We start from the raw sequence: 15174 nt of genomic DNA on the forward strand, positions 1-15174 counted from the left end.
TTTTGAAACTAATCCAAAGTTATTCCAAAGCAAAATCAGTCCAAAGAATTTCAAATCCTTTTTCCATAAATTTCTCTCGCTTTAGAATGTGGATTTAGCTTTCCCGCGTCTGCTTGCTTGATTCCTTTTTCAATAGATTGTCTTTCAGCATCCGAAATTTGATCTGCCCAGTCTTTTTTGTTTTCACGAGAAATGAACTCAGAAATTTTTTCCAGAAAATTTAAATCTTCAATCGTTGATAACCATTGAATTAACTCTAATTTTTTATTCTGTATTTGTAAATCCGTGTCCATTGTAAATCTTTTATCAAATTTAAAAATAAAAATTCAAATTTGTTTGAGCTTTTCTACAAATCATCCATCTCATCTGCAGAACCTTGCCCTTCATTCATCAAGTAGGCTTTTAGAAAAGGGGTTAGGTTACCGTTCATCACACCATCTACATCAGAAGTTTCGTATCCGGAACGCACATCTTTAACCAATTTATAAGGATGCATCACATAATTTCGGATTTGAGAACCCCATTCGATTTTCATTTTTCCGGCTTCAATTTCGTTTCTGGCTTTCATTCGTTCCTCAAGCTCAATTTCATAAAGTCGGGATTTCAGGAGTTGCATTGCTTTTTCTTTATTCTGAAGCTGAGAACGAGATTCTGAGTTTTCAATGATAATTCCTGTCGGCGCGTGACGAAGACGAACCGCAGTTTCCACCTTATTCACGTTTTGCCCACCAGCTCCGGAAGAACGCATCGTTTCAAAACTGATATCAGCAGGATTAATATTGATTTCAATCGTGTCATCTACCAAAGGATAAACATAAACGGAAACGAAACTCGTATGACGTTTTGCATTACTGTCAAAAGGCGAAATTCTTACCAATCTGTGAACGCCATTTTCACCTTTTAGATAACCAAAAGCAAATTCCCCTTCGATTTCTAAGGTTACCGTCTTTACGCCCGCAACATCGCCTTCTTGGAAGTTCAGTTCACGGATTTTGTAGCCTTGTTTATCGGCCCACATTGTGTACATACGCATCAGCATACTTGCCCAATCGCAGGATTCTGTTCCGCCGGCACCAGCTGTGATTTGGAGAACAGCAGACAATTCATCGCCTTCATTAGACAACATATTTTTGAATTCCAGATTTTCGATTTTTTCAACCAATTGAGGGAAAGTTTCGTCCAGTTCTTTTTCGGAATCAGGGTCTTCTTTGGCAAATTCTATCAAAACCTGCAAATCCTCGAATTGCGTTTTGATTTCCTCATAGCTTTCCACCCATTTTTTTTTGGAACGAAGCTGTTTTAGAAAAACTTCGGCTTCTTTTGGTTTTTCCCAGAATTCCGGAGCGGCAGTTTTCTCGTCATCATTTGCAATCTCAATTTTCTTTTTCTCGATTCCAAGAAACTTGTGAAGGTCTTCTATTCTGGATTGTATATCTTTTATTTGGTCTGTGTTTACCACGTTTTCTTTGATTTTCGGATAGCAAATTTACGATTTTTAAACTTATTGAGTTCCTTTTATATCACTTACAAATTTTTGGAATTTCAAAATTCACGATATTTACGGATTATTTGAAAAACTATGGAATCTTTGAAAGCTAATCTATTCTTTAAACTCATATTTGTAAGCTTATTTGCAATCATTGTCAATATCTTTATTTATTTTGCTTTTGGAAATGTTTATTCAGCTCCTTTGTTCGATATAGATTCTTTTAAAGAGCAATATGAAAGTGGTGTTTATCAATACCGTTGGTTGAGTACTTATCTTTTGATATACATTTATGATTTCTTAGAAAGCCTTCCATTTAGAATCAAATTGAAAATGGATTTTTGGGATAAAAATGCACAACCAAATATGTTTTTTGCCTATGCTTTTCTCAATACATTTTTTTTAATATTATCGAATATTATTCTTTTATTAATAACTGAAACCAAATATTTTCTTGCCAATCAATCGGAGAAAATATTTATCATTACAATTTCTACATTGTCTATTGGGATTTCGCAATTTGTTTTGGTTCCTTATGATTGTAGCAGTTATTTCTTTTTGTTTGCTTTCGTCTTAGTATTTCTGAAATATTTGGAAAATAAAAAAAATATTCTGTTGCTTTTATTGATTATTATTTTGGTTATTTCCACGCTTAACAGAGAATCTTCTGCTTTGTCATTGTCTTTTGCAGCCGTCATTTTATATCAATTATTTGGTTTGAAAAAAGAAAGTCTTATCCCAATTGGATATTTAACAATAAGTTTCTTGGCGACTTACATTCTTGTAAGGTTTGTTGCAGATAGTTTCGATGTCAGAAATGAAAATTTTTTCTTGGGAAATATTCGTGAAACCAGAAGTCGATTTGGAATTCTGTTCTGGATTGTATTTTTTATATTTAGTTTGTTGGTTTCCAATAATAAACAAACCACAAAAAATATTTTAATTTTTCATCTTTTCTCATTGCCATATATTTTTATGTGTTTCTATACAGGCGCATTGTACGAGATAAGATTATACATTCCTATTTTCTTAAGTTGTTTAATTTTTTCCAAACTTTCCTTTGATAAAATAAAAATTAATTAAATTTTTATTATTGATTTTCAGTATTTTAAATTTTAAATTGAATTAATTTAAAATTTTCGGACAACCATTTTCAAGAATTGTCGTCTTATAGTCAGAAAGAGAAAATGAAACAAGATTTACAACATATCTTTTCCAAAGCAAAGAAAAATGACCGGCTGGCTCAGAAGAGTTTGTTCGAGATGTTTTCCGGGAAAATGTTGTCGGTCGCCAATTCTTACATTAATAATCGGGATGATGCGGAAGATGTTTTGATGAATGCTTTCTAAAAAGCCTTTACGAAGATTGAAGATTGTAAAAATTATGAATCATTTCCTTTTTGGTTGAGGAAAATTGTTGTAAATGATTCGATTAATTTTATTCGTAAAAACAAGCATATTCTGTATGCAGAGACGGAATTTACAGATGCGATTACAGAACAGACGGAAGATATTTCCGAGTTTTCTCAGGATATAGATTTGGAAGTGATTTTCAAAGAAATGCCAATTGGTTACAAACTGGTTTTTAATCTTTCGGTTTTTGAAGAAAAGAAACATCAGGAAATTGCAGATATCCTTAATATATCTGAAGGAACAAGCAAAAGTCAATTGAGCAAAGCAAAAAAATGGTTACAAGATTATTTTAACGGGCAACAAAACATTCAACAAAATGCAGAATCTGAAATCTAAATACGAACAAAAGGAAATGAAAGCTTCCGACGGTCTTTGGGACAGATTGGAAGAAAAACTAGACCAAGTTCCTGCGAAAGAGAAGAAGCCTAAAATGGTTTGGTGGAGATTTGTGGCTGTGATTATTCTAATTGTGAATTTCGGTGCGATTTCTTGGATGACTGAAATCGAAAATAAAGTTAAGGAAAGCTCAGAATTTAAATTTCCTCAAATTGAAAATCAAATTTCAAGTGTACGTCAGCATTCTGAAAATACAGGTGAAATTCAAAAATCGATTCCGATTAAGAATTCTGAAACTGAGGATCAAAAATTAGCTTTTGAGAATATTAGTGAGAATCAATCAGTTAATAAAGAACAATCAATTTCAAATCAAATTCCTCAAAAAGAAAACATTATAAAAAGAGAAGAACCTCAGATTGTTTCTAAACCGGAAGAACAATTGGCTCAAACTGATATTCAAAAACCAAGAGAAAAAGTGAAATACGTGTCTTCGTCGGACTTACTTTTCGGAGTAGAAATCGATAAAGCTAAAACAGAAACCCCAAAATCTGCAATGGGAATCAATATAATAAAACCAAAAAATGATTCTGATTTTCCCAATCCAAAACGTATTAAACTCTTCGGAATCACACTCTACGAAAAAGATTCTATAACAACTAAATAAACAATTATGAAATCGTTTTACACGATAACATAATTCCTTTAAAAATCAATAAATAAACTATTATGAAATTCAAAATTCTACTTTTGGCAATGCTTTCCAGCTTTGCTACAGCCCAAATCACGCTTGATAATCAGATGAAATCTTATACCGAGAAAGTGAATGACATTGTTTCGACTGAAAAAGCAAATATGAAATTCGAAATCGATAAAATCGATGAAGCTTTTGCATCCGGAAGAATCACAAAAGAGGAACAAATTGCTCAGAAAGAATCTGTTTCCAAAAAATATGAAACAATTATCAATGATAAAATTGAAAACGAAAGGAATCATTTGGACGAAATTACCAAGGAAACTGTAAAAGAATCCATTTATGACAAACCTTTCAACGGAAAAACCGCTTCACAAACAGAAGTGTCTTTGGGTGGAAATGGATTGTCGGTTTCAATCAAAAAGAAAGACCAATCTCCAAAGGAATATATCAATCAGAGTTCTTTAAGTGTGGGTTATGCTTTCGCCAATTTGACCAAGGATAAAGGCAGTTTTAATCCTTTCGAGAATGATTCTGAGATGAGAATCGGGAACTCGCACAGCGTTGAAGTTCAGTTCAGAAAAGACAAACAGTTAGGAAGCTTCACAAGTCCGTGGATTTTGCGATACGGTCTGGCTTACAGAACAGATACTTATATGCCAAAACGTCCACAAGTTTTTGTTCAGGAAAATTCGCAATTATTTCTTGAAGATTTTGCTGAAGGCAGACTGAAACGTTCCAAATTGAGAAATGTTTATTTGACTTTACCAATTGAATTCCAGCTTTATCTTAATCCAAAATATACCGAGTATGATGGTAAACAATATCTGGATGTGAGAAAAAAAATGTGGAAAATTGGAGTTGGAGCTTACGCAGGAATCAATACGAGAAGCATTGTGAAAGTGAAATATCATAACGAAAATGATAATTTCAAAAAATACGATTACACGTTGGATGACGGCGTGAATGCTTTCTTATTTGGAGGAAAATTCAGCCTGGGTTATGGTGGCGTTAATTTATTTATCAAAAAAGATTTTACTCCAATTTTCAATAACAAAGCTAATCTGCCAAACAAAAACGGAGTCCAAATCGGAATCGAAATTGCCAATATTGATTTTTAAAACTATAAATTTTCATAGAACATTCTTATACACTATTTTCTTATTAAAGCATACTTTTTACTAAGTATGCTTTTTTTGAAGTAGATATTCAGAATATTTGTCATTCAGTAGAATCTAAATTGATGAGATTCCTATAGAATGACAAAGTGGTGTTTGAAAATCTTCTTAATTCATTTTTGCATGTCAGGAATTTTTATTTACATTGCCAAACAGGATTTAAGAATGAAAAATTTACAGTTAATCGGTTTGTTTTTGGTTGTGGCAGGCAGTTTTTTGCCTTTGGTTCATATTCCAATCGTTGGAAACTGGAATTATTGGAAAGTAGATAATACACTTGCGATGGCGGTTTGGGGATTTTCTTTATTGACGCTGATTTTCATTCTAATTGACAAAAGTAAATTCGTGAGAATAATGGCATTTTTAATGATATTGCTTTTTGTTTTCACAATTGTTGCTATTAAGTTAAAATCTTTGGATTATTTCAGCTTTTTACCATTCAAATCCTGGCAATCGACATTTGCTGGAATTGTCAAATTATCTTGGGGATGGTTCATCGAATTTTTAGGAGTAGCCTTAATTTTAATAGCATCAAGAAAAAATATCAAAACAATAAAAAATTAAAAATATTATGAAAGAAGTATTCATTGTATCAGCGGTCAGAACGCCAATGGGAAGTTTTATGGGAAGTCTGTCGGGCGTTCCTGCAACACAATTGGGAACTGCTGCGGTAAAAGGAGCTTTAGACAAAATTAATCTTGACCCGGCTTTGGTTCAGGAGATTTATATGGGAAATGTTTTGCAGGCTGGCGAAGGTCAGGCTCCGGCAAGACAAGTTGCTTTGGGTGCGGGTTTATCCAATCATACACCATCTACAACTATCAATAAAGTTTGTGCTTCCGGTATGAAAGCGGTTACAATGGCAGCTCAGGCGATTAAAGCTGGAGATGTAGATGTTATCGTTGCCGGAGGAATGGAAAATATGTCAAGTGTTCCTCATTATCTTGATGGAAGAAATGGTGTGAAATTAGGCGATATCAAAATGCAGGATGGACTTTTGAAAGACGGTTTGACAGATGTTTACAACAAAGTTCATATGGGTGTTTGTGCAGAAATGTGCGCGTCAGAATATAAAATTACAAGAGAAGAGCAGGACGCTTTCGCTATCCAGTCTTACAAAAGGTCTGCTGCAGCTTGGGAAGCAGGAAAATTCGCGGATGAGGTTGTTCCTGTAAGTATTCCTCAAAGAAAAGGAGAACCAATTGTTTTCTCAGAAGATGAAGAATATAAAGCGGTTAAATTCGATAAAATTCCAGCTTTACCAACAGTTTTCCAAAAAGAAAATGGAACTGTAACTGCAGCCAATGCTTCAACATTAAATGACGGTGCTTCGGCATTGATTCTAATGTCAAAAGAAAAAATAGAAGAGTTAGGTTTGAAGCCATTAGCAAAAATCATTTCTTATGCTGATGCAGCGGTTGAGCCGGAAAGATTCACAACGGCGCCTTCCAAAGCTTTACCAATTGCTCTTAAAAAAGCAAACTTAACCAAAGATGATATTGATTTCTTCGAGTTCAACGAAGCTTTTTCTGTTGTAGGTTTAGCAAATAACAAAATCCTTGGTTTAGATGATGCTAAAGTTAATGTGAATGGTGGCGCAGTATCTCTTGGTCATCCACTGGGAAGTTCTGGTTCCAGAATTATTGTGACGTTAGTTAATGTTCTAAAACAGAATAACGGAAAATATGGTGCAGCTGCCATTTGTAATGGTGGCGGTGGTGCAACTGCAATTGTGATAGAGAATCTACAGTAAGATTTTACTTTAATAATAATAAACCATTAAGAATGATTGATTTTTTAATCAACTTCTTGATGGTTTTTTTATTTTTGTCTAAATAATATATTTCCAATGTCAGAAATAGAAAAAACAATTCCCAAAAACTCAATAAAGAATAACCCGAAAATAATGCGTGCCTGGGCTTTCTACGACTGGGCCAATTCGGTTTATTCACTGGTAATTACTTCCACGATTTTCCCTATTTATTACTCCATTCTTACTACAGCTTATGAAAAAGATGAGTATGTGAAAGAAACGGGACAATGGATAAAAGTTCCTGTGAGAAATTTGATCAAAATTTTCGGGAAAGAATATCAGCCAGATGCGGTTTATGGCTATTCCTTGACGCTTTCATTTGTAATTGTAGTTTTATTGTCGCCCATTTTGTCTTCTTTGGCAGATACCATTGGAAATAAAAAATCATTCCTACAGTTTTTCTGTTATCTGGGAGCAACTTCCTGTATGGGACTAGCGATGTTTACTGGTATGGGAACGGTTTGGTTAGGTTTACTATTTAGTGTGACAGCCAGTGTTGGTTTCTGGGGAAGTTTGGTTTTTTATAATTCGTTTCTACCGGATATTGCAACGCGAGATAAACAGGATTCGCTTTCTGCAAAAGGGTATGTTTACGGCTACATTGGTTCTGTGATTTTGGTCGTGATTTGTCTGGTATTGATTCAAGTTTGTGCAGAAACACCAAAACAGGCTGCGATTTATACAAGGGTTAGTTTCTTGTTGACAGGCGCTTGGTGGTTTGGGTTTTCACAATATACCTTCAAACATTTGCCACAATTTGGTCAGGTAAAAGATCAATTGCCTAAAGATTTGGTTTTGCTTAATTATAAAAATATCTTCAAAAGTCACGCGGAACAAGGCGGTTTTTTCGAGGTTTTAAGAGATAACATCAGTTTTTATATTGACATTGTAAAACAAAGTTTTAGAGAATTATTCAAAGTTGGAAATCATCTTTTTGGAGATAGAAATCTGAAGCATTTCCTCACCAGCTTTTTCTTTTACAGTGTTGGGATGCAGACGATTTTCCTGATGGCGACTTTATTTGGAAAAAGTGAAATCAATATGGCTCAGGACAAACTGATAATGACATTGTTGTTAATTCAGATTGAAGCCATTATTGGTGCAATATTTTTCTCTTGGTTATCCAAGAAAATTGGAAACACGAATGTAATTAGTATTACTGTTATCATGTGGATTGGAGCTTGTCTTGCGGCTTATTATCTCAACAAAGAAAATCCAAATGTAGAATATCAGTTCTACGGAATTGCAGGTGTTATCGGTTTGGTAATGGGTGGTTTACAGGCAATGTCGAGATCTACATATTCCAAATTGCTTCCGAACGATTCTATGGATAATACGACTTATTTCAGTTTCTATGACGTGTTGGAAAAATTAGCGATTATTTTGGGAACTTTCATCTTCGCCACATTGATAGAGCATTATAATAATATGCGTTATGCGGCTTTGTCAATGACTGTTTTCTTTGCACTTGGATTGATATTTGTGCGGTTTGTCAAAACAAAATCCAATTAATTAAGTTTAATTAATATTTAATTCATAAAATTTAGGCGCAATAATTGTTAAGTTTTCACACAAAATATTTTGTAAATTTGCAATATCAAAACACGATATGAACAACCCTTTATTTTACGCAAAAATTCTTTTGTTCGGCGAGTACGGTATTATTGAGGATTCTCAAGGTCTTACTTTGCCTTACAGTTTTTATAAAGGAACATTGAAATTCTCAGACTTGGATAACGATTTTGAAAAAAAATCAAACCAATCTTTGAAAAAGTATTCCAACTATCTTTCAGATTTAGAATTGCCTGCAGAGTATAATTTAGATGTTAAATCTTTTAAAAATGATATTGCAAAAGGTTTATTCTTCGATTCTAATATTCCGCAAGGTTACGGTGTCGGAAGTTCTGGCGCTTTGGTAGCTGCAATTTTCGAAAAATATTCGCTTATCAAAAGAAACCCTGAAACGATTTCCAAAGACGAACTAAAAGACCTGAAAGTTATTTTTGGTCAGTTGGAAAGTTATTTTCACGGAAAAAGCTCCGGAATCGACCCATTGATTTGTTTTATGAATCTTCCAATTCTGATAGAAAGCAAAGAAAGTGTGGACAAAGTTTCTATCCCCAAAGAAGAATTGGGCAAAGGTGCTATTTTCTTGATTGATTCAGGAATGACTGGCGAAACTGGACCAATGATTCAAATTTTCTTTGAAAAATTGAAGAACGAAGGTTTCCGCAAAACTTTGAAAGAGGAGTTCATCCGTTATAACAATGCTTGTATTGATGCTTTTCTGAAAAAAGATATGAATCCTTTTTTTCGTAATCTGAAAAAATTATCGGTTTGGGCTTACGAACATTTCCGCCCGATGATTCCAGAAAATCTCTTCAATGTTTGGAAAAAAGGTCTGGATTCAAACGCTTATTACCTTAAACTTTGCGGAAGCGGAGGTGGAGGTTACATCCTTGGTTTTGCAAAAGATTATGCAAAAGCAGAAAAGATGCTGGAAGGTTTCCATAAGGAAGTGATTTACAAATTTTAAAATTAATATTAAAAGTAATATAAGCCTTTCATCGTCTATCTTTGAAAGGTTTTTTATAATAAGAAAAAAATGAACGACGAAGTAAGACCGACTTCACGAAATGCTCTTTACCGTATTTCTCAGTTGATGGGTTTTCTTTTGGGCGCACATTTTTTTGTGGCGGTTCTGCTTCTTTTTGCATTGTATGTTTCCACTTTTTTCCTGTTCAATAGAGAAGAAAGTTTCAGAAATTTTGTCTTCGATTACAAAGTTCATTCGATTATCATCTGTTCCGTTCTCAGCATCTTAGCAGGTGGGATTATCAACCGGTTTTATGATAAGGAAAAAGACCAGTTGACACAGCCTTTCCGCTCAAGATTGCAAAATTTCTTAAAAGAAAAATATTTCCTCACCGCTTACGTCATTCTGAATTTATTCTCACTTGGATTGGCAATTTTCGTCTCACACAGGGTTTTTATTTTCTTCTTGATTTATCAGTTTTTGATGTGGTTTTACAGTCATAAACTCAGCAAAATAATTGTTCTTAACAATTTTACTTTTGTATCATTAACTCTCTATCCGTTCTTCGGAATGTTGATTTATTACCAGACATTTTCGCTCAAGATTTTATTCTTGGCAATTTTCCTTTTTCTGATGTTGTTCATTATCGATGTTACAAAAGATACATTGACAAAAAATGCTGATAAAATGTTTGGTTACAATACACTAGCGAACCGAATCGGATTCCAGAATACAAGGTCAATCCTTTTAGTTCTTCTGATAATTACGTTAGTAATTTCTGTAATTCTAAGTATAGGAATCGGCTTCAAAAATATAATGGCGTGGTATTTTTTAATAACGACATTAGTCATTATCGGAACCATTTTTATGTTATTTCGAAATCAAAAAAACGATAAATTTAAATCTCTGAATCTCCTCAGATTATGGATTTTCTTTGGGATTTTGGCAATGTTATTTGATGGAATCTTCCACAAATATCCTTGGCTTATTTAAAAAAGTAAAAAATGTCAGTAACTATAAGGAAAAATAAAAAGGAAGATAACGCGGTTCTTGCCAAAATTATCCGATCCAGTTTTCACGATTTTGATGTGGAGAATACTTGTGGAACAGTTTACACAGATTCCACTACAGATGATTTATTTTCATTGTTCCAAGTTGAAAATTCTGCCTTGTATGTGGCGGAAGAAAATGGTTTTATATTAGGTTGTTGCGGGATTTTTCCTACAGAAAACCTTCCGGAAAAAACAGTAGAACTGGTGAAATTCTATCTTACAAGAGAAGCCAGAGGAAAAGGAATCGGAAAATTATTAATGGAAAAATGTCTTGAGAAAGCTAAAGAAATAGGGTATAACCAAGTTTATCTGGAGAGTTTGCCTGAGTTTAGCAAGGCTGTTTCCATTTATGAAAAACAGGGATTTCAGTATCTAGAAAAGGCTTTGGGAGATTCCGGACATTCTGGTTGTAATCTTTGGATGATCAAAAAACTCGATTAATATTTTATCGAAAAGTCTAGAAACAATCAAAAAAAAAAGTCCAATAACCTTTGGAAATTGGACTTGTTAAATATTTTCGTACTGGTTGAGCAAATGTTACAGAGCAAAAATTTAGAGAATTTAAGTTTTCAAAATTATATTTCTGACTTTTATCCGAAAATATCATTCAGAACTTTTGCCAGACGCAATCCACCGTAAAGCAACTGTCTTTCAAGTGTCGATTCAAAACGGTAATTGTAAGCATAACTCAATTTTGAATCTTTCGGCGTCTGATAATAGATTGAATTAGCGATTTTATGACTATCAAACAACCATTCTTCCAAAGTTCCGCTTTGGATTTGCTTCACTTCATCTTTTGATTTTACGTCTAAAAGATTCGCAAATTCTGTATAAGTATATTTTTGGTCATCCACCAATTTAGAATCCCAAAGCGAATGCAAATTGGTATTTTGTCCAAAGTAAGTCACATTGATTTTGTTTCCACCCAAATCCGCAGCTCTACCAACGTGCAAAGGCTGATGCAGGTCGCCGACCAAGTGAATCAGGAACATCAGAGCCTCTTTTTTGTCTTTTGGAGAAACATTTTTATCCTTGATTTTTTCCGACAAACTTTTGATTTGAGTATAAAGATTCGGAGATTTCTGTATAGATAAAGAATCTTTAAATTGCTCAAAATTCTTTTGTGGATTGATATTTACATAATGCCAAGACGAGGTTTCTTTCCAAACTCCCGTTGTGTCAGATTTGATGAAATCTGACCAGTTGGCGTAGTAAGCCATTTTCTGCTCACCGAACAATTTTTTGATATTTCGCTGAGCTTTGGAACTCAAATGATGTTGCGCGATTTCGGCTACAATCCTGTGTCCCGTCAATCCCCAAGCAAAAGAGTAAAGTGATGACAAAATACAAGCTGCAAATGCAAATTTTAATAAAATACGTTTCATTTTTTAATTCTTTCAAGTTGCAAAGATAGTTCTAGCTTAAGTTTTATTCCCTAAAAAACAGTGTTAAATATTATTAAACTTAAGTTCGGCTAAAGCGTAATCGTCGATTAATTTCCGTATTTTTGCGTTTTCCCAGAATGAGAATAATTTAATGAAAGATAATCAGGATTTTATCGAAGTTTACGGTGCTAGAGAACACAATCTCAAGAATATATCTGTAAAAATCCCAAGAAACGAATTGGTTGTTATTACAGGACTTTCCGGAAGCGGAAAATCCTCTTTGGCTTTCGACACGATTTTTGCTGAAGGACAACGCCGTTACATCGAAACTTTTTCGGCTTACGCAAGACAGTTTTTGGGTGGATTGGAACGTCCGGATGTTGATAAAATTGAAGGTCTGTCGCCAGTAATCGCTATTGAGCAGAAAACCACGAATAAGAATCCACGTTCAACCGTGGGCACAATTACAGAACTATATGATTTTCTGAGACTTCTGTTCGCCAGAGTTTCGGATGCTTATTCTATGAGTTCTGGAAAAAGATTGGTAAGTTATACGGAAGACCAGATTTTGGAAACCATCAAAGAAAACTTCAAAGGGAAAAAAGTCTATTTGATGGCTCCAGTTGTGCGTTCCAGAAAAGGACATTACCACGAATTGTTCATTCATCTTTCCAAAAAAGGTTATTCACAAGCGAGAATTGATGGTGTTTTACAAGATATTGAATACGATTTAAAACTTGACAGATACAAAACTCACGATATCGAAGTGGTGATTGACCGTTGGATTATCGGAGAAAATGCTTCCGAAGCCAGAATGCCAAAATCGCTTAAAACGGCTTTGGAAATGGGAGAAGGAATCATTGCGATTCAAGAAATGGGACAAGATGAAGTTCACTTTTTCAGTAAGAATTTGATGGACGATTCAACAGGGGATTCTTTGGCTTTACCAGAACCGAACACTTTTTCTTTCAACTCTCCGAAAGGTCATTGCGAGACTTGCAAAGGTCTTGGAACGATTAAAAAAGTCAATACAGATTATTTCGTAGACAATGATAAATTATCAATCAACCAAGGCGCATTGTTGCCACTGGAGCAACTCAAATCCAACAAATGGATTCTGTCTCAAATCAAATTAATTTTAGAAATTTTTGATCTTGGGCTTGCAACGCCGTTTAAAGATATTCCGAAGGAAGCTTTGGAATATATTTACTATGGCTACAGCAGTGATGTGACCAAAGAACTGAAACACGCCGGAATCTCTAAAAAAATTAAAATCAATTTCGAAGGTTTAGTGAAAATCCTTGAAGAGATTGTTGAAGAAAGAGAAAATTACGATGCAGTTTTAGTGGAACGAAATTTCACAACGGAAGAGACTTGCCCAACTTGTAAAGGCGCGCGTCTTCGTCAGGAAAGTTTGAGTTTCAAAATTGATGGCAAAAATATTGCGGAAGTTAATGCTTTGTCTTTATTGGATTTTAAAGATTGGTTGGCAGATGTTAAGGATAAATTCAGTGATAAAAATAAATTGATTGCTCACGAAATTCTCAAAGAAATCGAAACCAGATTACAGTTCCTTTTGGATGTTGGTTTGGATTATTTGAGTTTAAGTAGAAGCTCAAGAACGCTTTCTGGAGGAGAATCTCAGCGTATTCGTTTGGCAACTCAAATAGGTTCTCAATTGGTAAATGTACTTTACATTTTGGACGAACCTTCGATCGGTCTTCATCAGCGTGACAACGAAAGATTAATTAACTCGTTAAAACATCTTCGTGATATTGGAAACTCGGTTTTAGTTGTGGAGCACGACAAAGATATGATTATGGAAGCCGACCACGTTTTGGATATTGGTCCAAAAGCAGGGAAGTTCGGTGGAGAAATTCTTTGGCAAGGAAATCCGAAAGACATTACCAAAGCCAATACAATCACAGCCGATTATATCACAGGAAAACGTAAAATCGAAATTCCTGCTGAACGTAGAAAAGGAAACGGAAAATCAATTGTTCTGAAAGGTGCAACCGGAAATAATTTGAAAAATGTAACGCTTGAGATTCCGCTTGGAAAATTGGTAGTTGTTTCAGGAATTTCGGGAAGTGGAAAATCATCTTTGATTAACGGAACTTTGTACCCGATTCTGAATCGTCATTTTTACAGAGCAATCCAAGAACCTTTGCCATATAAAAGTATCGAAGGCATTGATAATATCGACAAAATTGTAGATGTTGACCAAAGTCCAATCGGAAGAACGCCACGTTCCAATCCCGCAACTTACACGGGAATGTTCACCGATATCAGAAATCTTTTTGCTGAATTGCCAGAAAGTAAAATCCGTGGTTACAAAGCCGGACGTTTTTCTTTTAATGTGAAAGGCGGAAGATGCGAAACTTGTCAGGGTGGCGGTTTGAAAGTAATTGAAATGAATTTCCTTCCGGATGTTTATGTTCATTGTGAAACCTGCCACGGAAAACGTTTCAACCGCGAAACTCTGGAAGTACGTTACAAAGGAAAATCGATTTCTGATGTTTTGGATATGACGATTAATGAAGCGGTAGAATTCTTCCAACCAATTCCGAAAATCTTTAATAAAGTAAAGACTTTGAAAGATGTTGGTTTGGGTTATATCACGATTGGACAGCAATCCACAACATTGAGTGGAGGAGAAGCGCAACGTGTAAAACTGGCAACCGAACTTTCCAAAAAACAAACCGGAAATACACTTTATATCTTGGATGAGCCAACAACGGGACTTCATTTTGAAGATGTAAAAATCCTGATGGAAGCGATTGAACAATTGGTAGAATTAGGAAACTCTTTCATCATCATCGAACATAATATGGACGTTATAAAACTTGCTGACCATATTATTGATGTTGGTCCAGAAGGTGGAAAACACGGCGGACAAATCATTGCAGAAGGAACACCAGAAGAAGTAATTAAATCCAAAAAAAGTTTGACAGCGAAGTTTTTGAAGAAAGAAATGTGATTGGTATCAGATTTGTGATTCTGTACAAAAAATAGTTATGAAATCATTTAAAATTTATCTTTCACTTGTTGTTTTCTCTCTTAGTATCATATCTTGTGAAATAAGAACTACAACAGGTGCTAGAACGGTAAGTGGAAAATCAGTCCCTCCAGGACAAGCGAAAAAGATTTACGGAACTAAATGAGCCAGACCATTTGCGCCGGGACAGAATAAATAAATTTGTTTCTTGATAGCGATATAACAATGAATCCGTCTCACAACAAAATTTGAGGCGGATTTTTTATTTCGGTAAAATGTATATTATT

General features: G+C 34.5%; 15 protein-coding genes. 12 read left to right on the top strand and 3 right to left on the bottom strand.

The genetic code is table 11. The features are described 5' to 3' along the window. Window positions 1-50 precede the first annotated feature (50 nt). Together EGH73_RS02520 and prfB are read right to left on the bottom strand one after the other, a co-directional pair. A complete protein-coding gene (locus EGH73_RS02520) occupies window positions 51-293 on the bottom strand; it encodes a hypothetical protein (protein WP_123280536.1) in 243 nt (80 codons plus the stop codon). Between the two features lie 53 nt (window positions 294-346). Continuing rightward, a complete protein-coding gene (gene prfB / locus EGH73_RS02525) occupies window positions 347-1459 on the bottom strand; it encodes a peptide chain release factor 2 (RefSeq protein WP_123280537.1) in 1113 nt (370 codons plus the stop codon). A 120-nt stretch (window positions 1460-1579) separates the two neighbouring features. Between prfB and EGH73_RS02530 the strand changes: the two genes are divergently transcribed. The 11 genes from EGH73_RS02530 to EGH73_RS02575 all read left to right on the top strand — a co-directional run bounded on the left by EGH73_RS02530 (window position 1580) and on the right by EGH73_RS02575 (window position 10945). Continuing rightward, window positions 1580-2569: a hypothetical protein gene (locus tag EGH73_RS02530; RefSeq protein ID WP_123280538.1), complete on the top strand. Its 990-nt coding sequence runs from the start codon at window positions 1580-1582 to the stop codon at window positions 2567-2569. Window positions 2570-2673: 104 nt separating this feature from the next. Further along, on the top strand, window positions 2674-2835 hold the full coding sequence (locus EGH73_RS14135; protein ID WP_245985383.1) for an RNA polymerase sigma factor: 162 nt from the start codon (window positions 2674-2676) through the stop codon (window positions 2833-2835). Between the two features lie 15 nt (window positions 2836-2850). Next, the gene (locus tag EGH73_RS14140; RefSeq protein ID WP_262605432.1) at window positions 2851-3234 is read left to right on the top strand and encodes an RNA polymerase sigma factor; all 384 of its coding nucleotides are present in this window, start codon (window positions 2851-2853) and stop codon (window positions 3232-3234) included. Next, the gene (locus EGH73_RS02540) at window positions 3215-3898 is read left to right on the top strand and encodes a hypothetical protein (RefSeq protein ID WP_123280539.1); all 684 of its coding nucleotides are present in this window, start codon (window positions 3215-3217) and stop codon (window positions 3896-3898) included. Before EGH73_RS14140 ends, EGH73_RS02540 begins: the two co-directional genes overlap by 20 nt. Before the next feature lie 62 nt (window positions 3899-3960). Beyond that, complete coding sequence (locus EGH73_RS02545) at window positions 3961-5046, top strand: porin family protein (protein ID WP_123280540.1); 1086 nt, start codon at window positions 3961-3963, stop codon at window positions 5044-5046. A gap of 222 nt (window positions 5047-5268) precedes the next feature. After that, window positions 5269-5667, top strand: coding sequence for a hypothetical protein (locus EGH73_RS02550; RefSeq protein ID WP_123280548.1), 399 nt, complete (start codon window positions 5269-5271; stop codon window positions 5665-5667). A 7-nt stretch (window positions 5668-5674) separates the two neighbouring features. Continuing rightward, window positions 5675-6856 (top strand): acetyl-CoA C-acyltransferase, encoded by a 1182-nt coding sequence (locus EGH73_RS02555; RefSeq protein ID WP_123280541.1) that lies wholly within the window; start codon window positions 5675-5677, stop codon window positions 6854-6856. 96 nt (window positions 6857-6952) lie between these two features. Beyond that, window positions 6953-8428 carry an MFS transporter gene (locus tag EGH73_RS02560; RefSeq protein WP_123280542.1) on the top strand — a complete coding sequence of 492 codons (1476 nt, stop codon included), beginning with the start codon at window positions 6953-6955 and terminating at the stop codon, window positions 8426-8428. Window positions 8429-8525: 97 nt separating this feature from the next. Further along, entirely contained in the window at window positions 8526-9452 is a 927-nt protein-coding gene (locus EGH73_RS02565) for a mevalonate kinase family protein (protein ID WP_123280543.1), read from the top strand. 69 nt (window positions 9453-9521) lie between these two features. Beyond that, window positions 9522-10445, top strand: coding sequence for a UbiA family prenyltransferase (locus EGH73_RS02570; RefSeq protein ID WP_123280544.1), 924 nt, complete (start codon window positions 9522-9524; stop codon window positions 10443-10445). 11 nt (window positions 10446-10456) lie between these two features. Beyond that, entirely contained in the window at window positions 10457-10945 is a 489-nt protein-coding gene (locus tag EGH73_RS02575) for a GNAT family N-acetyltransferase (protein ID WP_123280545.1), read from the top strand. A 149-nt stretch (window positions 10946-11094) separates the two neighbouring features. On the opposite strand, the gene EGH73_RS02580 is transcribed toward EGH73_RS02575, so the two are convergent. Then, window positions 11095-11889 carry a S1/P1 nuclease gene (locus EGH73_RS02580; RefSeq protein WP_123280546.1) on the bottom strand — a complete coding sequence of 265 codons (795 nt, stop codon included), beginning with the start codon at window positions 11887-11889 and terminating at the stop codon, window positions 11095-11097. A 151-nt stretch (window positions 11890-12040) separates the two neighbouring features. Here EGH73_RS02580 and uvrA point away from each other — a divergent pair, with 151 nt between their 5' ends. After that, window positions 12041-14869: an excinuclease ABC subunit UvrA gene (uvrA, locus tag EGH73_RS02585; protein ID WP_123280547.1), complete on the top strand. Its 2829-nt coding sequence runs from the start codon at window positions 12041-12043 to the stop codon at window positions 14867-14869. Window positions 14870-15174 lie beyond the last annotated feature (305 nt).

This window comes from Epilithonimonas hominis (genome assembly GCF_003730015.1).
Classification (GTDB): Bacteria; Bacteroidota; Bacteroidia; order Flavobacteriales; family Weeksellaceae; genus Epilithonimonas; species Epilithonimonas hominis.

Excerpts from the sequence above, each read along its gene's own strand:
- uvrA (WP_123280547.1), top strand. The coding sequence starts at position 12,041 with ATGAAAGATAATCAGGATTTTATCGAAGTTTACGGTGCTAGAGAACAC.
- EGH73_RS02565 (WP_123280543.1), top strand. The coding sequence starts at position 8,526 with ATGAACAACCCTTTATTTTACGCAAAAATTCTTTTGTTCGGCGAGTAC.
- EGH73_RS02560 (WP_123280542.1), top strand. The coding sequence starts at position 6,953 with ATGTCAGAAATAGAAAAAACAATTCCCAAAAACTCAATAAAGAATAAC.
- EGH73_RS02555 (WP_123280541.1), top strand. The coding sequence starts at position 5,675 with ATGAAAGAAGTATTCATTGTATCAGCGGTCAGAACGCCAATGGGAAGT.
- EGH73_RS02550 (WP_123280548.1), top strand. The coding sequence starts at position 5,269 with ATGAAAAATTTACAGTTAATCGGTTTGTTTTTGGTTGTGGCAGGCAGT.
- EGH73_RS02545 (WP_123280540.1), top strand. The coding sequence starts at position 3,961 with ATGAAATTCAAAATTCTACTTTTGGCAATGCTTTCCAGCTTTGCTACA.
- EGH73_RS02580 (WP_123280546.1), bottom strand. The coding sequence starts at position 11,889 with ATGAAACGTATTTTATTAAAATTTGCATTTGCAGCTTGTATTTTGTCA.
- EGH73_RS02575 (WP_123280545.1), top strand. The coding sequence starts at position 10,457 with ATGTCAGTAACTATAAGGAAAAATAAAAAGGAAGATAACGCGGTTCTT.
- EGH73_RS14135 (WP_245985383.1), top strand. The coding sequence starts at position 2,674 with ATGAAACAAGATTTACAACATATCTTTTCCAAAGCAAAGAAAAATGAC.
- EGH73_RS02530 (WP_123280538.1), top strand. The coding sequence starts at position 1,580 with ATGGAATCTTTGAAAGCTAATCTATTCTTTAAACTCATATTTGTAAGC.
- EGH73_RS02570 (WP_123280544.1), top strand. The coding sequence starts at position 9,522 with ATGAACGACGAAGTAAGACCGACTTCACGAAATGCTCTTTACCGTATT.
- EGH73_RS02520 (WP_123280536.1), bottom strand. The coding sequence starts at position 293 with ATGGACACGGATTTACAAATACAGAATAAAAAATTAGAGTTAATTCAA.
- EGH73_RS02540 (WP_123280539.1), top strand. The coding sequence starts at position 3,215 with ATGCAGAATCTGAAATCTAAATACGAACAAAAGGAAATGAAAGCTTCC.